This is a genomic window from Cupriavidus sp. Met-2 (genome assembly GCF_049843575.1).
Lineage (GTDB): Bacteria > Pseudomonadota > Gammaproteobacteria > Burkholderiales > Burkholderiaceae > Cupriavidus > Cupriavidus metallidurans.
This window is the reverse complement of the sequence record NZ_JBBHZL010000013.1, coordinates 67,456-85,094: the sequence shown is the minus strand read 5'-3', so window position 1 is coordinate 85,094 and position 17,639 is coordinate 67,456. Positions and strand designations below refer to the sequence as shown.

Annotated in this window: 21 protein-coding genes and 1 tRNA gene; 19 read left to right on the top strand and 3 right to left on the bottom strand. The window is 60.7% G+C overall.

Going from position 1 to position 17,639, the window contains the following annotated elements; translation table 11 throughout:
- Nucleotides 1–29 precede the first annotated feature (29 nt).
- From WD006_RS23995 to WD006_RS23940, 12 genes are all read left to right on the top strand, one after another.
- Nucleotides 30–653 carry a YchE family NAAT transporter gene (locus tag WD006_RS23995; protein WP_008643049.1) on the top strand — a complete coding sequence of 208 codons (624 nt, stop codon included), beginning with the start codon at nt 30–32 and terminating at the stop codon, nt 651–653.
- Nucleotides 650–1,303 carry an imidazole glycerol phosphate synthase subunit HisH gene (gene hisH / locus WD006_RS23990; protein ID WP_011517720.1) on the top strand — a complete coding sequence of 218 codons (654 nt, stop codon included), beginning with the start codon at nt 650–652 and terminating at the stop codon, nt 1,301–1,303. Before WD006_RS23995 ends, hisH begins: the two co-directional genes overlap by 4 nt.
- Nucleotides 1,304–1,482: 179 nt before the next feature.
- Nucleotides 1,483–2,226, top strand: coding sequence for a 1-(5-phosphoribosyl)-5-[(5-phosphoribosylamino)methylideneamino]imidazole-4-carboxamide isomerase (hisA, locus tag WD006_RS23985; protein ID WP_008643054.1), 744 nt, complete (start codon nt 1,483–1,485; stop codon nt 2,224–2,226).
- Between the two features lie 61 nt (nt 2,227–2,287).
- Nucleotides 2,288–3,058, top strand: coding sequence for an imidazole glycerol phosphate synthase subunit HisF (gene hisF / locus WD006_RS23980; RefSeq protein ID WP_008643056.1), 771 nt, complete (start codon nt 2,288–2,290; stop codon nt 3,056–3,058).
- Nucleotides 3,059–3,060: 2 nt separating this feature from the next.
- The gene (gene hisI, locus WD006_RS23975; protein ID WP_008643058.1) at nt 3,061–3,468 is read left to right on the top strand and encodes a phosphoribosyl-AMP cyclohydrolase; all 408 of its coding nucleotides are present in this window, start codon (nt 3,061–3,063) and stop codon (nt 3,466–3,468) included.
- Nucleotides 3,465–3,833: a phosphoribosyl-ATP diphosphatase gene (locus WD006_RS23970; protein ID WP_008643059.1), complete on the top strand. Its 369-nt coding sequence runs from the start codon at nt 3,465–3,467 to the stop codon at nt 3,831–3,833. Before hisI ends, WD006_RS23970 begins: the two co-directional genes overlap by 4 nt.
- Nucleotides 3,834–3,886: 53 nt before the next feature.
- Nucleotides 3,887–4,282, top strand: coding sequence for a DUF4870 family protein (locus WD006_RS23965; RefSeq protein WP_008643061.1), 396 nt, complete (start codon nt 3,887–3,889; stop codon nt 4,280–4,282).
- A gap of 72 nt (nt 4,283–4,354) precedes the next feature.
- Complete coding sequence (locus tag WD006_RS23960) at nt 4,355–4,711, top strand: histidine triad nucleotide-binding protein (protein ID WP_008643063.1); 357 nt, start codon at nt 4,355–4,357, stop codon at nt 4,709–4,711.
- A gap of 153 nt (nt 4,712–4,864) precedes the next feature.
- A complete protein-coding gene (gene tatA, locus WD006_RS23955) occupies nt 4,865–5,098 on the top strand; it encodes a Sec-independent protein translocase subunit TatA (RefSeq protein ID WP_011517718.1) in 234 nt (77 codons plus the stop codon).
- A 101-nt stretch (nt 5,099–5,199) separates the two neighbouring features.
- Entirely contained in the window at nt 5,200–5,706 is a 507-nt protein-coding gene (tatB, locus tag WD006_RS23950; RefSeq protein ID WP_011517717.1) for a Sec-independent protein translocase protein TatB, read from the top strand.
- Nucleotides 5,707–5,708: 2 nt separating this feature from the next.
- Nucleotides 5,709–6,491 carry a twin-arginine translocase subunit TatC gene (gene tatC, locus WD006_RS23945; RefSeq protein WP_008643069.1) on the top strand — a complete coding sequence of 261 codons (783 nt, stop codon included), beginning with the start codon at nt 5,709–5,711 and terminating at the stop codon, nt 6,489–6,491.
- 254 nt (nt 6,492–6,745) lie between these two features.
- Nucleotides 6,746–7,888 carry a porin gene (locus tag WD006_RS23940; RefSeq protein WP_029308622.1) on the top strand — a complete coding sequence of 381 codons (1,143 nt, stop codon included), beginning with the start codon at nt 6,746–6,748 and terminating at the stop codon, nt 7,886–7,888.
- A gap of 476 nt (nt 7,889–8,364) precedes the next feature.
- On the opposite strand, the gene WD006_RS23935 is transcribed toward WD006_RS23940, so the two are convergent.
- Nucleotides 8,365–9,561 (bottom strand): Do family serine endopeptidase, encoded by a 1,197-nt coding sequence (locus WD006_RS23935; protein WP_011517715.1) that lies wholly within the window; start codon nt 9,559–9,561, stop codon nt 8,365–8,367.
- Nucleotides 9,562–9,581: 20 nt separating this feature from the next.
- Between WD006_RS23935 and WD006_RS23930 the strand changes: the two genes are divergently transcribed.
- Complete coding sequence (locus WD006_RS23930; RefSeq protein WP_011517714.1) at nt 9,582–10,328, top strand: Nif3-like dinuclear metal center hexameric protein; 747 nt, start codon at nt 9,582–9,584, stop codon at nt 10,326–10,328.
- A gap of 15 nt (nt 10,329–10,343) precedes the next feature.
- On the opposite strand, the gene mscL is transcribed toward WD006_RS23930, so the two are convergent.
- The gene (mscL, locus tag WD006_RS23925) at nt 10,344–10,778 is read right to left on the bottom strand and encodes a large conductance mechanosensitive channel protein MscL (RefSeq protein ID WP_011517713.1); all 435 of its coding nucleotides are present in this window, start codon (nt 10,776–10,778) and stop codon (nt 10,344–10,346) included.
- Nucleotides 10,779–10,997: 219 nt separating this feature from the next.
- Between mscL and petA the strand changes: the two genes are divergently transcribed.
- The 6 genes from petA to WD006_RS23895 all read left to right on the top strand — a co-directional run bounded on the left by petA (nt 10,998) and on the right by WD006_RS23895 (nt 15,349).
- A complete protein-coding gene (gene petA / locus WD006_RS23920) occupies nt 10,998–11,615 on the top strand; it encodes a ubiquinol-cytochrome c reductase iron-sulfur subunit (RefSeq protein ID WP_011517712.1) in 618 nt (205 codons plus the stop codon).
- A 2-nt stretch (nt 11,616–11,617) separates the two neighbouring features.
- Nucleotides 11,618–13,021 carry a cytochrome b gene (locus tag WD006_RS23915; protein WP_011517711.1) on the top strand — a complete coding sequence of 468 codons (1,404 nt, stop codon included), beginning with the start codon at nt 11,618–11,620 and terminating at the stop codon, nt 13,019–13,021.
- Nucleotides 13,022–13,058: 37 nt separating this feature from the next.
- Nucleotides 13,059–13,802, top strand: a complete 744-nt coding sequence (locus tag WD006_RS23910) for a cytochrome c1 (protein WP_011517710.1) — start codon at nt 13,059–13,061, stop codon at nt 13,800–13,802.
- Nucleotides 13,803–14,080: 278 nt separating this feature from the next.
- On the top strand, nt 14,081–14,692 hold the full coding sequence (locus WD006_RS23905; protein WP_008643086.1) for a glutathione S-transferase N-terminal domain-containing protein: 612 nt from the start codon (nt 14,081–14,083) through the stop codon (nt 14,690–14,692).
- A gap of 31 nt (nt 14,693–14,723) precedes the next feature.
- Entirely contained in the window at nt 14,724–15,221 is a 498-nt protein-coding gene (locus tag WD006_RS23900; protein WP_011517709.1) for a ClpXP protease specificity-enhancing factor, read from the top strand.
- A 52-nt stretch (nt 15,222–15,273) separates the two neighbouring features.
- Nucleotides 15,274–15,349 (top strand) — tRNA-Thr (locus tag WD006_RS23895).
- A gap of 173 nt (nt 15,350–15,522) precedes the next feature.
- On the opposite strand, the gene WD006_RS23890 is transcribed toward WD006_RS23895, so the two are convergent.
- Entirely contained in the window at nt 15,523–17,214 is a 1,692-nt protein-coding gene (locus WD006_RS23890; protein ID WP_035821295.1) for a GGDEF domain-containing protein, read from the bottom strand.
- Nucleotides 17,215–17,639 lie beyond the last annotated feature (425 nt).

Below are 17,639 nucleotides of genomic sequence, written 5' to 3'. Positions count from 1 at the left end.
CCGCTGACCACCACCGACACCCGCACCCGATGGATACGCTCAAGTCCTTCATCTCGCTGCTGGCGCTGATCAATCCGATCGGGGCGATCCCGTTCTTCATCAGCCTGACCAGCCAGCAGACCGAGGCGGAAAAGCTGCGGACCATCAAGACGGCATCGGTATCGGTGGCGATCGTGGTGGGGGTCTCGGCGTTGCTCGGCCAGCAGATCATCGAGTTCTTCAATATCTCGGTGGCCTCGCTGGAAGTGGGTGGCGGCTTGCTAATGGTCATGATGGCCATGAACATGCTGAACGCGCAGACCAGTCGTACCAAGGCCACGCCGGAGGAAGAGAATGAGGCCGAAGCCAAGGCCAGTATCGCGGTGGTGCCGCTGGCGCTGCCGCTGCTGACCGGGCCGGGGTCGATCAGTACCGTGATCGTCTATGCGGGCAAGACGCAGCACTGGTACCAGTTGCTGATCCTGGTTGGCATTGGCGTGTTGCTTGGCGCTGTGGTGTATGTGACGTTCCGCGCGGCTGACCCCATCGCGCGGGTGATCGGACAGACCGGGATCAATATTGGCACGCGCCTGATGGGTCTAATACTCTCGGCGCTGGCCGTTGAATTCATTGTGGACGGGCTGAAGACATTGTTGCCTGTTTTGAAATCATGACTACCATAGCAATTGTGGATTACGGCATGGGCAACCTGCGCTCGGTAGCGCAGGCCCTGCGCACGGCGGCGCCGGAGGCGGATGTCCAGGTTGTGGATCGCCCGGAAGCGATCCGCGCGGCAGACCGCGTGGTCCTGCCGGGGCAGGGCGCGATGCCTGACTGCATGGGCGCGCTTGGCAATTCCGGCCTGCAGGAGGCGGTACTGGAAGCCGCCGCGACCAAGCCGATGCTGGGCGTGTGCGTTGGCGAACAGATGCTGTTCGAACGTAGCAGCGAAGCTCGTGCGGGCGAACGCAGCACGCCGGCGCTGGGGCTGATGCCCGGCGAGGTGATCCGTTTTGAACTGGAAGGCATGACGCAGCCCGACGGCTCGCGCTACAAGGTGCCGCAGATGGGATGGAACCGGGTACGCCAGTCGAAGCCGCATCCGCTGTGGAATGGCATTCCGGACAACAGCTGGTTTTACTTCGTGCACAGCTACTATGTGCACGCGCAGGATCCGGCCCACATCGCCGGCGAGACTGAATATGGCGTCGTGTTTACCAGTGCGGTGGCACGCGATAATATTTTCGCCACGCAGTTTCACCCGGAGAAGAGCGCCGCGATGGGTTTGCAGCTATACCGGAATTTCGTGCACTGGAATCCGTAAAGCGTCAGAAGCACCTGTTACCTGAAGCGCCAGTAATACCGTACAGCGATCACCTTTTCGTTCAGAGCCACCAACCAGACTGCGCATCTTTTGCCAAACTGACATGACCTGAGCGCCGACGCCCGGCGTCGGAATCGCTACCTTTTTCCCTTTACACAACCACCACGCTCGTCACGCATATGTTGCTCATTCCGGCCATCGACCTGAAGGACGGTCAGTGTGTACGCCTCAAACAAGGCGACATGGACCAGGCCACCGTCTTTTCCGAAGATCCCGCCGCCATGGCACGTCACTGGGTCAACCAGGGCGCGCGTCGCCTGCATCTGGTCGACTTGAATGGCGCATTCGTTGGCAAGCCACGCAACGAAGCCGCCATCAAGGCCATCATTGCCGAGGTTGGCGACGAGATCCCCGTCCAGCTTGGCGGCGGCATCCGCGATCTGAATACCATCGAGCGCTGGCTCGATGACGGCCTGTCGTACGTGATCATCGGCACGGCAGCGGTGAAGAACCCCGGCTTCCTCAAGGACGCTTGCGCCGCATTCGGCGGCCACATCATCGTCGGCCTCGATGCCAAGGACGGCAAGGTGGCCACCGATGGCTGGAGCAAGCTGACCGGTCACGAGGTGGCGGACCTGGCACGCAAGTACGAAGACTACGGTGTCGAGTCGATCATCTACACCGACATCGGTCGCGACGGCATGCTGCAGGGCATCAATATCGACGCCACGGTCAAGCTGGCCCGGTCGATGTCGATCCCGGTGATCGCCAGCGGTGGCCTGTCGAACATGGCCGACATCGACCAGCTTTGCGCCGTGGAAGGCGAAGGCGTGGAAGGCGTGATCTGCGGCCGCGCGATCTACTCGGGCGACCTGAATTTCGCGGCGGCCCAGGCCCACGCGGACAAGCTGGGCGCGGAGTAATCCAAGCTCGCGCGCCACAACCAGCCGTCGCCGATGCGGGCGACGGCGGGCAAGGAAACTCATGTTAGCCAAACGTATCATCCCCTGCCTGGACGTGACCAATGGGCGGGTGGTCAAGGGTGTCAATTTCGTCGAGCTGCGCGACGCGGGCGATCCCGTCGAGATCGCGCGGCGCTACGACGAGCAGGGTGCTGATGAAATCACATTTCTCGACATCACGGCAACCAGCGACGGCCGCGACCTGATCCTGCACATCATCGAGGCGGTGGCGTCGCAGGTGTTCATACCGCTGACCGTCGGGGGTGGCGTGCGCACTGTGGAAGATGTGCGGCGACTGCTGAATGCAGGCGCAGACAAGATCAGCGTGAACTCGTCGGCCATCGCCAATCCGCAGCTCGTGTCCGACGCAACGGGCAAGTACGGCTCGCAGTGCATCGTTGTGGCCATCGACGCCAAGCGCAGCTCCGCGCCCGGCGAACCGCCGCGCTGGGAAGTGTTCACTCACGGCGGCCGCAAGGCCACCGGACTCGATGCGGTGGAGTGGGCCCGCGAGATGGCACGGCGCGGCGCGGGCGAGATTCTGCTGACCAGCATGGATCGCGATGGCACGAAGAGCGGGTTCGACCTCGAACTCACGCGTGCTGTCAGCGACGCGGTGCCCGTGCCCGTTATTGCATCTGGCGGGGTCGGTGGCCTGCAGGATCTGGCCGATGGCATCCGCCTGGGACACGCCGACGCCGTACTGGCCGCCAGCATCTTCCACTATGGCGAGCACACCGTTGGTGAGGCAAAGGCTTTCATGGCCCGCGAGGGCATTCCCGTCCGGATGTGATCATGGCGAAGAAGTGGTTGAACAAGGTGAAGTGGGACGACAACGGTCTGGTGCCGGTGATCGTCCAGGAAGTCGGTTCCAACGACGTCCTGATGTTCGCGTTCATGAATCGCGACGCGCTGCAACGCACGGTGGAACTGGGCGAGGCCGTGTTCTGGTCGCGCTCGCGCAAGCGCCTGTGGCACAAGGGCGAAGAATCAGGCCACGTCCAGAAAGTGCATGAGATTCGTCTGGATTGTGACGAAGACGTGGTGTTGCTCAAGGTGACGCAGATCGACAGCATCGCCTGCCACACCGGCCGTCACTCATGCTTCTTCCAGAAGTTCGAGGGCGATGTCGAGTCCGGGGACTGGCAGACCGTCGAGCCGGTGCTCAAGGACCCGTCCTCGATCTACGCGGCCAAGCCATGAGCGATAACCTGTCTCAGGCCGATATCCTGGCCCGCGTGGCGGCCACGCTGGAATCGCGCAAGCCCGAAAACGGTGGTGACCCGGAGAAATCCTATGTCGCCAAGCTGTTCAAGAAGGGTGACGACGCGATTCTCAAGAAGATCGGCGAGGAAGCCACCGAAACGGTCATGGCCGCCAAGGATGCACGGGCTGCAGACTTGGCCGACGAGGCCGTTAGCAAGGTGGTCTACGAGGTGGCCGACCTGTGGTTCCACACCATGGTGCTGCTGGCTCGCATCGGTCGGACCCCGGAAGACGTCGTCAATGAACTGGCGCGCCGCGAAGGATTGTCCGGACTGGTCGAGAAGGCCAGCCGCAAGGAGTAGGATACGAGTCACGCGGCCCGAACCGGTTCGGGCGCGGCTTGATCCTGGAGGGCATGATGGCGACGGACTATACCTCGCAAGTCACGACGACCGCGGATGCTGACAGGCTCGATGGCCTGCGCAAGCTCACGCACATTCTTTATGCGCTCTATGCAGTCCACTGGTTCACCGGTGGCATCACGGCGTTGATCGCGATCATCGTCAATTACGTGAAGCGCGACGACACTCGGGGCACGCTCTACGCTTCGCACTTCGCCTGGCAGATCCGCACGTTCTGGTGGTCTATTGTGTGGTTCGTGGTGGGCGGCTGCATGTTCGTCACGGTATTGCTGTTTCCGGTGGCGATCGGCCTGTGGAGTGTTCTGTCATTGTGGATGCTGTATCGTATCGTCAAAGGCTGGCTGTATCTGAATGATCGCAAGCCGATGTATCCGGACGAGCAGTTCTGAGGCGTCCCAAGACGATGGCGGCAAGTCCGGAAGTGACTAGGCATTATTCGGACAAGCTGCAACAAGATCTCCATGAAAACCCAGGACAATTGCATTTTCTGCAAGATCGTGGCCGGCCAGATTCCTTCGAACAAGGTGTATGAGGACGAAGACTTGCTGGCGTTTCACGATATCCACCCCAAAGCGCCGGTACACTTTCTGCTGATTCCTAAATCGCATGTCGATTCGTTGGCCGATTGCGGTCCCGGCGAATCGGATGTGCTTGCTAGAATGATGCTTAAGGTGCCCGAACTGGCACGCCAGGCCGGCTGCAACAATGGATTCCGGACGGTGATCAACACCGGCACCGACGGAGGACAGGAAGTGTTCCACCTCCACATCCACGTGATGGGCGGACCGCGCAGCCAGTGGAAGGCGCCGGCGCCCTGACTGTTCGGGGCAACCAAGGTATGAGTGGACCGGGACGGATGTCGCGGTCCGGTGTCGCGCCGGCAACCGTCGCCCGGCGCGGCCTTTGAGGGACGGAACTACGGGGCCGGGCGGCATATCTTCCGACGCCCGCGGCTTTATCAGGAGCAAGAAATGGGTTCGTTTAGCATTTGGCATTGGCTGATCGTGCTGGTGATCGTCATGCTCGTTTTCGGTACCAAGAAGCTGCGCAATATTGGCCAGGATCTGGGTGGTGCGGTAAAGGGCTTCAAGGACGGCATGAAGGAAGGCAATACCGACGAGCCGGCCACTCCGACTCCGGCCAAGGAACTGCGCGATTCCACCACCATCGACGTCGAAGCCAAGGAAAAGTCGCGTCAGCAATAATTGTCTGACGGAATTTTCTCCTTGCCAGTCACCCTTGCGGCGGCCGCCGCCACGTACGTTGCGACGGCCCGCCATTCCCGTGTCCCTGTTCTGATGTCTGCATGATCGATCTCGGCATTTCCAAGCTGGCACTGATCGGCGCCGTCGCGCTGATCGTGATCGGCCCCGAGCGTTTGCCGAAGGTCGCGCGGACCGTCGGCGCGCTGGTCGGTCGCGCCCAGCGCTATATCAATGACGTCAAGGCCGAAGTCAGTCGCGAGGTGGAACTCGAGGAACTGCGCAAGATGCGCACGGAATTCGAGAACGCCGCGCGCGACGTCGAGCAGACCATCCACAAGGAAGTCAGCGAGCACACCCAGGCGCTTAACGAAGCGTTTGATGGCTCGGCCTCGTCGTCATCGTCCAGCGACACGGGTTCGGGCTATGTGCCCAGCTGGGACAGCGCGCACAAGTCGCACAATGGCCGCAAGAGTTGGCGCGTCAAGCAGGGCGCGCGTCCGATCTGGTTCAAGCGTCAGCAAAACACGCGCATGTGGGTGCAGTCCGGCGCCGCACGCGTGAAGCGCCACCGGCCCGCCAGTGGCCGCAACCGTTCCTTCTTCGAATAAGCATGGCGGGCTCCGCAGACCCCAACGACGAATCCCAGCAGGAAACCTTCATCTCCCACCTGATCGAATTGCGCGAGCGATTGGTCAAGGCGGTGGCGGGGGTGATTATTGTTTTCCTGGCCATGGTCTACTGGGCGCCACAGATCTTCAATCTGTTCGCGGCCCCGCTACTGCATTCGCTGCCCAAGGGCGGACGCATGATCGTCACCGATGTCACCGGCTCGTTCTTCGTTCCGATGAAGGTGACCATGCTGGTCGCATTCCTCATCGCCTTGCCATGGGTGCTGTACCAGATCTGGCAGTTCGTGGCGCCGGGACTTTATCAGCATGAAAAGAAGCTGGTCGTGCCGCTGGTGTCCAGTACCTATGTGCTGTTCCTGTGCGGCGTCGCATTCGCATACTTCCTGGTGTTCCCGACCGTGTTCCACTTCATGGCGCACTACAACGCGCCGCTTGGCGCGGACATGTCGACGGACATCGACAAATACTTGAGTTTCGCCATGACGACATTCCTGGCCTTCGGCATTACGTTCGAAGTGCCGGTAGTGGTGATCGTGCTGGTGAAATTCGGCGTGGTCGAGCTCGAGAAGCTCAAGCAAATCCGGCCTTATGTGATCGTCGGCGCATTTATTATCGCCGCAGTCGTCACGCCGCCGGATGTCATGTCACAGCTCCTGCTGGCCGTACCCCTGATCGCGTTGTACGAACTCGGGCTGCTGATGGCGCGATTCGTCTCGAAACAGCCGCTTGGTGCACCTGCCGAGGGTGAAACCCAGGCAGATTGAGTCCCAGGACATCAGTTAACGGCTGGCAACCCCTGAGACTGAATGCTGCGCATTGCACCAATTTGGTGAAAGTCCTCCCAATTGCTGTTGCTTCATCACAACAAGAAGCGTCGGTAAACCGCGTTTACGGCGAAAAAGACTTCTGGCGAGCAAGGGGGGTGACACATAATACGACGCAGACGTGAAGGTGAATGCGTCGCCCAAACACTTGGGCAACCAAGATTTCCCAATCAGTTGACAAGGAAAGTGTCGATATGAAGATGAAACTGTTTGCTGCTGCCGTCGCCGCTCTGGCCGCTGGTGGCGCCTATGCCCAGTCGAGCGTGACCCTGTACGGTGTGGTTGACGCTGGCGTCGAGTACGCTAACCACCAGCCGGGCGTGTCCGGTAGCCACGACGTCGTGCGCCTGAACTCGGGCGGCATGTCGGGCAGCCGTTGGGGCCTGCGTGGCGTTGAAGACCTGGGCGGTGGCCTGAAGGGCGTTTTCGTGCTGGAAAGCGGTTTCAACGTTGACACCGGTACGTCGGGCCAAAACAACCGTCTGTTCGGTCGTCAAGCCTTCGTCGGTATGCAAAGCCAGTTCGGCACGCTGACCCTGGGTCGCCACCAGACGCCGTTCTATGACTTCGGTCTGGCCTTCGACCCGATGGCCATCTCGTCGAACTACTCGATCACGGCTCAAGCTCCGGAATTCCAGCAACGTGCTGACAACTCGATCAAGTACATCGGTACGTTCGGTGGCCTGACCGGCTCGCTGCTGTACAGCACCGGCTCGAACACGGCTGGCACGGCTAGCGTCTACCAAGGTATCAGCGGCGAAGTTCCGGGTAACTACCACCTGGGCCGCGAGATGAGCGCAAGCGTGATGTACAACGGTGGCCCGTTCTCCGTTGGCGCCATCTATGACGAAACCAACGTTGGTATCGCTGCTGCTGACGGCGCCAAGATCCGCCGCACGTCGATCGCTGGTACGTACGCCTTCGGCCCGGCCAAGGTGTTCGCTGGCTACCGTTACGCTCACGCTCAAGGCGGCGCAGTTCTGCCGGGTGGTGTGAACACCGTTGACGGCGCTGCGAAGATTGCGAACGTCTCGAACCTGTACTGGCTGGGCATGGGTTACCAGCTGACCCCGGCTCTGTCGCTGACCGGCGCCGCGTACTACCAAGACTTCCGCAACACCGGTGCTGATCCGTGGAGCTTCGTTGTGTCGACGGACTACGCTTTCTCGAAGCGTACGGACGCCTACTTCAACGTGGCCTACACGAAGAACAAGGACGGCTCGACTCTGGGCACGTCGTCGGCTAGCCCGGGCAGCCTCGGTGGCTCCGGCTTCGGCACGACTCTGGGTTCGTACAACCAGTTCGGCGCCATGGTTGGCCTGCGCCACAAGTTCTAATTTGACGCGGGTGTAAGCCCGCTTCAGATTGGCTTCAGAACGCCGGCATCCTTTCGGATGCCGGCGTTTTGTTTTGTCCGGGGCTTTGATTGTGTGGGCATGCCAGCGATAGGTTTCGGGCCCGAATCGGAGGCTTCATCCGGTCCGATACTGGATGGCCACCGGCTTGCTGACCGATGACCAAAGCGATGCCGGGCACGCGGACACGGAAGGTGAGTCGCCCTTATGCTGCCGGCCCGGACGGGGTTGGCGAAGGCAGCGAGTCTGTGATCGTAGGGCGCTAGGCTTCTCATCCACCGCAGCAATACCTTCGGAATCCATGTGTGCCGAAGAGCGCCGTGTGCTTCCGGGGGGGGCCGATGTACCCAAACGAATATCTCTCCCAGCCAGCACAAACAAAAACCCCCGTCACTGCTGACGGGGGTTTTTGTATTGATATCTATGCCGGATGACTTACTAGCGAGCAGCGAGCTTGCCTACTCTTCCTCATCCAGCGGCATCGGCCTGCGCGGAGGAGGCGGGCGCTTGCCGATCGTGACAGTGAGTTCCGCCGGTTTGCCGCGTCGAATCACCTTCATCTTCACCTCGGCGCCCGGTTTCAACTGTGCAATCGCGTTGAGCAGGGCGGTGGTGTCCGAGATCGATTGATTGTCGACCGAGACCAGCACATCCCCAGGTTTGACGCCGGCCTTGTCAGCTGGCCCACCCTGGACCACCGCTGCAATCAGCGCGCCTTCCTTGGCTTCGAGCCCGAAAGACTCGGCAATCTCTGGGGTCAGATCCTGCGGCTCCACGCCGATCCAGCCACGTGTCACGCTACCCGTGGAGATGATCGATTCCATGACTTGCTTGGCGGTCGACACAGGAATCGCAAAGCCAATACCGAGCGAGCCGCCGGAGCGCGAATAGATCGCCGTGTTGATGCCAAGCAGATTGCCCTGTGCGTCGACCAGTGCACCACCAGAGTTACCGGGGTTGATCGCTGCATCGGTCTGAATGAAGTTCTCGAATGTGTTGATGCCGAGATGGCTGCGGCCGAGCGCCGAGACAATACCCATTGTCACGGTCTGGCCGACACCAAACGGGTTGCCGATAGCCAGCACCACATCGCCCACCTTCACGTTCTCGATCCGCCCCAGCGTGATCGCAGGCAAGTCCTTGAGCGTGACCTTCAGCACGGCAAGGTCCGTTTCGGGATCGGAGCCCACCACCTTGGCATTTGCCTTGCGTCCGTCGGTCAGCGCCACCTCGATTTCGTCGGCGCCATCCACAACGTGGTGGTTGGTTAGAATGTAACCTTCGGCACTGACGATCACGCCCGAGCCCAAGCTCGACACCGGCTCTTGGCGCTCCGGCAAGCGGTCGCCAAAGAAGAACCGGAACCACGGATCTTCGGCCTGCGGATTATTGGGCGATCGCTTCGATCCGTTCTTGCTGGTGAAAATATTGACGACTGCGGGCATGGCAAGGCGGGCCGCCTCGCTATAGGACCCCGGAGCGGCCGAACCTTCCACACTGGGGACGACCTCTTTTAGCGCCACAATGGGCGAACCCGATTGCACGGCCACCCGCCCGCGCTGCAGCCACTCGGGTTTGAGTGTGGCCACGACGAACCACACGGCCAGAACAACCGTGACAGCCTGAGCGAAGAACAGCCAGAAGCGGCGCAACATATTGGATTTTTGAGCAGAAAATGAAAACAAAAGAGCTTGAATTGTACTTGAACGACCTGCTGCAGGTTTCCCGTTTCAAGGACTATTGCCCGAATGGACTCCAGGTGCAGGGTCGGCCGGAGGTTGCCCATATTGTCACCGGTGTGACGGCGAGCTTGGCGCTGATCGATGCGGCGATCGAAGCCGGCGCGGACGCCATCCTCGTGCACCACGGCTATTTCTGGAAAAATGAGGACGCCTGTATCGTTGGCCAGAAACACGCCCGCCTGAAGCGCCTGCTGGGCGCCGATATCAATCTGCTGGCGTACCATCTGCCGCTAGACAGCCATCCTGAGCTTGGCAACAACGCCCAACTGGGTCTGCAGCTCGGGATCACCCCGACGGGCCGCTTCAGCGATGATCAGTTGGGCTGGACCGGCACGCTGCCGCAGCCCATGCCGCTCAGCGCCTTTGCGGCCCATGTGGGTGGCGTGCTGGAGCGGGAGCCGCTGGTCATCGGCGACGCCGACCAGATGATCCGCACTGTGGGCTGGTGTACCGGCGGCGCGCAGGGGTACTTCGCGGCCGCGGTGGACGCGGGCGTGGATCTTTATATGAGTGGGGAGGTGTCCGAGCCCACCACGCACCTGGCGCGGGAGAGCGGCGTGGCCTATCTGGCTGCCGGTCATCATGCGACGGAACGCTACGGCATCCGTGCAGTGGGCGAACATCTGGCGCAGCGCTTCGGGCTGCGTCACACTTTCATCGACATTCCGAACCCGGTCTGAGCCGGGCCGCAATCATCAGCTGCGCGGGGCTTTCAGGCTGTCGCGAATTTCGCGGAGCAGAACAATATCTTCCGGCGTGACGGCCGGCGCGGCAGGCTCTGCCTCCTTTTCGCGCATCTTGTTGAAGGCACGCACCATCATGAAAATGATGAATGCGAGAATCACGAAATTCACCACGATGGTCAGGAAATTTCCGTAAGCAAATACCGGCACGCCCGCTTTTTTCAGCGCATCCAGCGTTTGCGGGGTGCCTGGGGGGGGATCCGCCAGCATGACAAACATGTTGGAAAAGTCGAGTTTTCCCACGATTCTGCCGATGACAGGCATGATCAGGTCATTAACGACCGAATCGACGATCTTGCCAAATGCCGCCCCGATGATGACACCGACCGCCAGGTCGATGACATTGCCACGCATGGCGAAGGTCTTGAACTCGCTCATCATTCCCATAGCGCTATTCTCCGTTTTGTTGTTCCAGATTAACGTCTGAGTTTGACAGAGACTGCATCATCGCACCCTCGAGTGCAAGTCTGGATGCGGAAATTGCGTCTCCATGACCGATAAAAGCGCGGTCGGCTATCCGTAGTTCGCCTATCGTCGCCAGATGTGCCTCAGGTATAATTTTTTGTTGACGCAAGATTCAATTGATGACATCCCCTGGGGTTTGGAATGAGTGACCAGCAAGACGTGAAGAGCGTGGACAAAGGTCGCCGCAATTGGTTGATCGCGACTTCTGTCGCAGGCGGCGTAGGAGGCGTAGCAGTAGCAGTACCGTTCGTGAGTACCTTTGCACCTTCCGAGAAGGCGAAGGCTGCGGGCGCACCGGTCGAGGCGGACATTGGCGCCCTGAAGCCCGGTGAGATGATGACGGTGGAGTGGCGTGGCAAGCCAGTCTGGATTCTGCGGCGCACGCCGGAGATGATGGCTTCCCTGAAGAAGACCGACGCCGAAGTCGCAGACCCTAATTCCGACGTCCCCTTCACGATGCCGACGCCGGAGTACTGCAAGAACGAAAGCCGTTCCCGTGCCGACCACAAGGACCTGCTGGTCGTGGTTGGAATCTGTTCCCACCTCGGCTGCTCGCCATCCGGCCCATTTCCCGCAGGCGCCAACCCTCAGCTCGGCGCTGATCCCGGCTTCCTCTGCCCGTGCCATGGCTCGACCTTCGACCTGGCTGGCCGCGTGTTCAAGAACAAACCGGCCCCGCAGAACCTTGACGTACCCCCGTACCAGTTCCTGACCGACACCAAGCTCGTGATCGGCAAGGACGAGAAAGGAGAAGCCTGATCATGGCGGCCGAAAAAGAAGTCAAGACTACCGGGCTGCTGGGTTGGATCGACGCCCGCTTCCCAGCCACCCAACTTTGGGAAGACCACCTCTCCAAGTACTACGCGCCGAAGAACTTCAACTTCTGGTACTTCTTTGGTTCGCTCGCACTGCTGGTGCTGGTGATCCAGATCGTCACCGGCATCTTCCTGGTGATGAACTACAAGCCGGACGGCACGCTGAACGCGGCTGGCATTCCAGTGGCATTCGCCAGCGTGGAATTCATCATGCGCGAAGTGCCATGGGGCTGGCTGATCCGCTACATGCACTCCACCGGCGCTTCGGCGTTCTTCGTCGTGGTGTACCTGCACATGTTCCGGGGGCTGCTGTACGGTTCGTACCGAAAGCCGCGCGAACTGGTCTGGATCTTCGGCTGCCTGATCTTCCTGTGCCTGATGGCCGAAGCGTTCATGGGCTACCTGCTGCCCTGGGGCCAGATGTCCTATTGGGGCGCGCAGGTGATCGTGAACCTGTTCTCGGCGATTCCGGTGATCGGCCAGGACCTGTCGCTGTTCATCCGCGGTGACTACGTGGTGAGCGATGCCACGCTGAACCGATTCTTCTCCTTCCACGTGATCGCGGTGCCGCTGGTGCTGCTGGGCCTGGTGGTGGCGCACATCATCGCGCTGCACGAAGTGGGCTCGAACAACCCGGACGGCGTGGAAATCAAGGCGAAGAAGGATGAAAACGGCATTCCGCTCGATGGCATCCCGTTCCACCCGTACTACTCGGTGCATGACCTGCTGGGCGTGGCCGGCTTCCTGATCATCTTCTCGGCCGTGATCTTCTTCTTCCCGGAGGTGGGCGGCTATTTCCTGGAAGCCAACAACTTCTTCCCGGCGGATCCGTTGAAGACACCGCCGCACATCGCGCCGGTGTGGTACTTCACGCCGTTCTACTCGATGCTGCGCGCAACCACGGCGAACTTCCTGCCGATCCTGTGGGCGTTCTTCGCCATCGTGCTGGGCATGGTGTTCCTGCGCACCAAGGATGCACGCATCAAGATGGGTTCGGTGGCGATCCTGGTGATCCTGGCCGTGGGCTTCTATTTCATCGACGCCAAGTTCTGGGGCGTGCTGGTGATGGGCGGATCGGTGATCGTGCTGTTCTTCATGCCGTGGCTCGATTGCTCGCCGGTCAAGTCCATCCGCTACCGTCCCGCATTCCACAAGACGATCCTGGTTGTCTTCGTGGTGGTGTTCCTGATCCTCGGCTACCTCGGCGTGCAACCGCCGTCGCCGGTGGGTGAGAAGGTGTCGCAGCTCGGTACGCTGCTGTACTTCGCCTTCTTCCTGACCATGCCGCTGTGGAGCCGTGCCGGCACGTTCAAGCCGGTGCCGGAGCGCGTCACGTTCCATCCGCACTAAGACGCTGCGCGACCCTACAAGAGGACAAGGACACAAGATGAAAAAGTTGCTTTCGATCTTCGCACTGGTCGGCGCTTGTTTCGCGGCAATGCCCGCGATGGCTTCAGAAGGGGGCTTCCCGCTGGAGCCGGCGCCGCTGGACACGAGCGATGTGTCATCGCTGCAGCGCGGTGCCAAGCTGTTCGTCAACTACTGCCTGAATTGCCACGGCGCGTCGATGATGCGCTACAACCGGCTCAAGGGCCTGGACCTTACCGACGAACAGATCCAGCAGAACCTGCTGTTCTCGGCGGGCAAGGTGGGCGAAACGATGACAATCGCGATGCACCCGAAGGACGCCAAGGCATTCTTCGGCGCGATTCCCCCGGACCTGTCGGTCATCGCCCGCGCTCGCGGCAACGACTGGCTCTACACGTACCTGCGCACGTTCTACCGTGATGACACCCGCGCCACGGGCTGGAACAACCTGGTCTTCCCGAGCGTCGGCATGCCGCACGTGCTGTGGGAACTGCAGGGCCAGCGCGCCGCCAAGTTCGCGGAAGCCGAGGAACACGGCGAGAAGGTGCACAAGTTCACAGGTTTCGAGCAGATCACCCCGGGCAAGCTGAGCTCGCAGGAATATGACCAGGCCGCAGCCGATCTGGTGAACTACCTGAACTGGATGGCCGAGCCGGAACAAAGCCATCGCAAGCGTCTGGGCGTGTGGGTGCTCCTGTTCCTGGGCATGTTCACCGTGTTTGCCTGGCGCCTGAATGCCGCTTACTGGAAAGATGTGAGGTAAGCCTGTGTGGCTTGTCAGGCTGGTTGTAACAGCCTGGCGGTGCCCGCCGAAGGGCCGGCGCGGAGGTTGCAGCAGTGCAGCACCGCGTCGGCCCTTTTGTTTTACGCGACACCGGGCTGCCGTTCGGTCAAGTCGGCTTGGGGGCACACCTTGTATTTGTAACTTATTTGCTTTTCGATAGGGCGTTCTGACAGAATGTCTGCCCTGTCCGACCTAGCTCTGCCAAGTTCGCTGAAGTTATATCGATCTGGCGCACTCCACACCCAAGGAATTCAACCATGATGGTGTTGTATTCGGGTACCACTTGCCCGTTTTCCCAACGTTGCCGCCTTGTCCTGTTCGAAAAGGGCATGGACTTCGAGATCCGCGACGTTGACCTGTTCAACAAGCCGGAAGATATCTCGGTGATGAACCCGTACGGCCAGGTACCGATCCTCGTCGAACGTGACCTGATCCTGTACGAATCGAACATCATCAACGAGTATATCGACGAGCGCTTCCCGCACCCGCAGCTGATGCCGGCCGACCCGGTGCAGCGCGCCCGTGCCCGTCTGTTCCTGTTCAACTTCGAGAAGGAACTGTTCACGCACGTCTACGTGCTGGAAAACGAAAAGGGCAAGGCCGCTGAAAAGAATCACGAGCGCGCCCGCGCCGCGATTCGTGACCGCCTGACGCAACTGGCCCCGATTTTCGTCAAGAACAAGTACATGCTCGGCGAAGAGTTCTCGATGCTCGACGTCGCCATCGCCCCGCTGCTGTGGCGTCTGGATCACTATGGCATTGAGCTGTCGAAGAACGCCGCGCCGCTGCTGAAGTACGCCGAGCGTATCTTCAGCCGCCCGGCCTACATCGAAGCTCTGACCCCGTCTGAAAAGGTGATGCGTCGCTAAGACACATCCGACGTCGCCACCGCAAAGCGTAATGTCTGAAACATCCACCAAGCCCTATCTGATCCGGGCCATTTACGAATGGTGTACAGATAACGGCTTCACGCCGTACATCGCAGTCTTCGTCGACGGCAATACCAGCGTGCCGCGCGAATTCGTGAAGAACAACGAAATCGTGCTGAACGTGAGCTTCGACGCGACCAGCGGTCTCGATATGGGGAACGAGTGGATTACGTTCAGCGCGCGCTTCGGTGGCGTGTCGCGCAAGATCGAAGTGCCCGTGGATAACGTGCTGGCGATCTACGCGCGTGAGAACGGCCAAGGCATGGCGTTCCCGGTGGAACGTAGTATCCCCGAAACCCAGGCTGCGACGGAGCGGGAGAACAACCCGCCGCCGAAGCTCGCCTCGGTCGACAGCGATACGCCGGCGCCGGTAACGGCGGAAGAGGGCGTCTCTCCTGACGACGACCCGACGCCGCCGTCCGTGCCACGCATCGGCGGGAAGAAGCCTTCACTGAAGGTGGTCAAATAAGCCATCGTCAAAGCGGTCCGCTTGAAGTAGAATCGCGGACTGCACCAAAAATGCCGGCTTAGCTCATCAGGTAGAGCAGTTGATTTGTAATCATCAGGTGGCGGGTTCGAGTCCTGCAGCCGGCACCAAGAATTATGTGAAAAGGCCACGCGAGAGCGTGGCCTTTTTGCTTTTTGAGTACCTTATGTCGATGGTCGACGTAATGGGGCGATGTTATGTCGGATGGGGATGTCGACTGTAGCATCTAAAGAGTATCTGGCGGCCAGTGGCGACGTGATAACAGTTGCTTGGCGTCCGCCACTCAACCAACCATCAGTTCCCAATCCCCCTCAATCCGATTCCTCCCCCCGCGCTTCGCCCGATAAAGCATCAGATCCGCCTGCCTGATCAGCGCCGAGAGGTCCTGGCCCACATCCTCCCGGCGTCCGATGGCGACGCCGAGGCTGACCGTCATGCCGAACGGTCTGGCGCTCTCCAGCGTCACCCGGATCTCGCGCAGCTTTTCCTTTAGCTGCTCGGCGAGCCTCAACGCTTCGCCGGGTGTGCTCACCAGCGAAACCACCGCGAATTCTTCCCCGCCAAAGCGCGCGGCCAGGTCTCCGGTACCCAGCACTTCCCGGCACACGGCGCCAACGATCTCAAGCGCCCGGTCCCCCGCGATATGCCCATATGTGTCGTTGATCCGCTTGAAATGGTCGATATCGAACATCACCAGCGCGACGTAGGGTTTGTCGGCTGCAGGGCTTGCGCACAGGTCGCAAGCCCGTGCTTCGAGTGCGCGACGGTTCAGCAACTGCGTGAGCGCGTCCGTTTCCGCCATGGTGGTCAGCTGGGCGATCAGTCGCTGGCGGTCTTGTTCCAGTTGCTGCTTGTCCAGGCTGTAGCGCTTGAGTGTGTGAACGGCCTCGAGCAGCGCTCGGATTTCGCCACGGTAGTTGTTGGGCGATGGCACGCGTACGGAGAGATTGCCGTTCGCAATGGCCAGGATGGACCGTGTGGCCGCGAAGAATGGTTTCAGGATCTGCCGGCGAAACAGCGAATGCAGCCAGATCATCGTTCCCAGCAGCGCGAAGGCGATGGCGAATGCGCCGAGCAGCAGCGTCAGGGTGACGTCGCGGTTGCGGTGCAAGCGCGCGCGGGCGTGGTCGAGAATCTCGTCGCGCAACTGGACGATCGGCAGCATCGTCGGCACATACTGCGCGGCGAAATCACCGGTGGTGATGCCGGCGCCCATCGGACGTTTCGCGCGGCGGTAGACCTTGGTGACATAAGCCAGTCCGGCTTCGCCATACACCATGCCGACACGTCTTACCGCTTCCGGCGCGAGGGTAGGGTGATGGCCGGCGTGCGATGCCAGGAGCGTGCGAAGCTGCTCCACGCGGCCCTCGCTGTTGAAGATGCGTTGCTGCTCCTGTTCGGTCAGTTGCCGGTCCGATGCGAGCGCGCCCGTAAAGCGCGAACCGAGCAGCCCGGCGTGTTCGCGCAGCGCGGCCGCGAGCCGGGCCATCTGCAGGACGTCCAGGACTGCAGCGTCGCCGCTGACGATGTCCCCGATGGTGCCATCGGCGATGCCTGCAATGATCGGGATGACGTTCGCCATGTGGTTAACGGCGTTGTCCAGCAGCTCTGGGGATCGGGTCTGGCGCGGCACCAGCAGTACGTCGTCGGCATGTTTGCGCGCCTCCGCCAGCATGGTGATCGCGTGGGTGGCTGTCACGTAAAGCGCGGCGCACTCCTCGCAGTGGCTAGCCTCGATCGCTGCGTCGAGGTCACGCAGACTGGCATCGCTTTCCTCGCGGGCCTTGCGTAGTGCCGCGATGCGCTGCGCCGGCATCGGTACATCCTCGCCAAGCACGGCATTCATGGGGCCGCGTTCTGCTGATACCTTTTCCATCGCCAGCAGCGCCGCACGGAAGATCTCGAAATCCGAGAGTGCCTGGTCGCTGCGCGAGAATGCTTGCCACTGATGAGAGACCAGCCAGGCCAACAGCATCAGTACGGCAAGGCAGGCACCGGCGGAGACTCTTAGGAAGCGCTGACTGACAGAATATTGCGGAGTTGCTGCCTCGGGCTTCTCTGGTCGCCCGGATGTTGCACACATAAGACTTGAAAATCGGACCTATAGCGATTGGGACCTCAAAATTGCGAAACGGACATTCGTTGTCCGTCCACGAGCGAAACTGAAAGTGACATTTTTGCGAACTCACAATCGAATCCGATATCGGTTACGGAGGCAAGCTTCTTGATGATCGGTGAGATGTGTTCGTGGCACCGGTGTCGCATTTCCACCCATCGACGCAAGTTGTCATTACCACCAGACCCGGCTCCGTGATAATGCGCCGTGCGTCACATATGCCTTTTCCACGAAAGACACTTCCCGTGTGTTGGCCGACTGCGCGGGCGGAAGAATATAGCGGC

Excerpts from the sequence above, each read along its gene's own strand:
- WD006_RS23995 (WP_008643049.1), top strand. The coding sequence starts at position 30 with ATGGATACGCTCAAGTCCTTCATCTCGCTGCTGGCGCTGATCAATCCG.
- hisH (WP_011517720.1), top strand. The coding sequence starts at position 650 with ATGACTACCATAGCAATTGTGGATTACGGCATGGGCAACCTGCGCTCG.
- hisA (WP_008643054.1), top strand. The coding sequence starts at position 1,483 with ATGTTGCTCATTCCGGCCATCGACCTGAAGGACGGTCAGTGTGTACGC.
- hisF (WP_008643056.1), top strand. The coding sequence starts at position 2,288 with ATGTTAGCCAAACGTATCATCCCCTGCCTGGACGTGACCAATGGGCGG.
- hisI (WP_008643058.1), top strand. The coding sequence starts at position 3,061 with ATGGCGAAGAAGTGGTTGAACAAGGTGAAGTGGGACGACAACGGTCTG.
- WD006_RS23970 (WP_008643059.1), top strand. The coding sequence starts at position 3,465 with ATGAGCGATAACCTGTCTCAGGCCGATATCCTGGCCCGCGTGGCGGCC.
- WD006_RS23965 (WP_008643061.1), top strand. The coding sequence starts at position 3,887 with ATGATGGCGACGGACTATACCTCGCAAGTCACGACGACCGCGGATGCT.
- WD006_RS23960 (WP_008643063.1), top strand. The coding sequence starts at position 4,355 with ATGAAAACCCAGGACAATTGCATTTTCTGCAAGATCGTGGCCGGCCAG.
- tatA (WP_011517718.1), top strand. The coding sequence starts at position 4,865 with ATGGGTTCGTTTAGCATTTGGCATTGGCTGATCGTGCTGGTGATCGTC.
- tatB (WP_011517717.1), top strand. The coding sequence starts at position 5,200 with ATGATCGATCTCGGCATTTCCAAGCTGGCACTGATCGGCGCCGTCGCG.
- tatC (WP_008643069.1), top strand. The coding sequence starts at position 5,709 with ATGGCGGGCTCCGCAGACCCCAACGACGAATCCCAGCAGGAAACCTTC.
- WD006_RS23940 (WP_029308622.1), top strand. The coding sequence starts at position 6,746 with ATGAAGATGAAACTGTTTGCTGCTGCCGTCGCCGCTCTGGCCGCTGGT.
- WD006_RS23935 (WP_011517715.1), bottom strand. The coding sequence starts at position 9,561 with ATGTTGCGCCGCTTCTGGCTGTTCTTCGCTCAGGCTGTCACGGTTGTT.
- WD006_RS23930 (WP_011517714.1), top strand. The coding sequence starts at position 9,582 with ATGAAAACAAAAGAGCTTGAATTGTACTTGAACGACCTGCTGCAGGTT.
- mscL (WP_011517713.1), bottom strand. The coding sequence starts at position 10,778 with ATGGGAATGATGAGCGAGTTCAAGACCTTCGCCATGCGTGGCAATGTC.
- petA (WP_011517712.1), top strand. The coding sequence starts at position 10,998 with ATGAGTGACCAGCAAGACGTGAAGAGCGTGGACAAAGGTCGCCGCAAT.
- WD006_RS23915 (WP_011517711.1), top strand. The coding sequence starts at position 11,618 with ATGGCGGCCGAAAAAGAAGTCAAGACTACCGGGCTGCTGGGTTGGATC.
- WD006_RS23910 (WP_011517710.1), top strand. The coding sequence starts at position 13,059 with ATGAAAAAGTTGCTTTCGATCTTCGCACTGGTCGGCGCTTGTTTCGCG.
- WD006_RS23905 (WP_008643086.1), top strand. The coding sequence starts at position 14,081 with ATGATGGTGTTGTATTCGGGTACCACTTGCCCGTTTTCCCAACGTTGC.
- WD006_RS23900 (WP_011517709.1), top strand. The coding sequence starts at position 14,724 with ATGTCTGAAACATCCACCAAGCCCTATCTGATCCGGGCCATTTACGAA.
- WD006_RS23890 (WP_035821295.1), bottom strand. The coding sequence starts at position 17,214 with ATGCTGTTGGCCTGGCTGGTCTCTCATCAGTGGCAAGCATTCTCGCGC.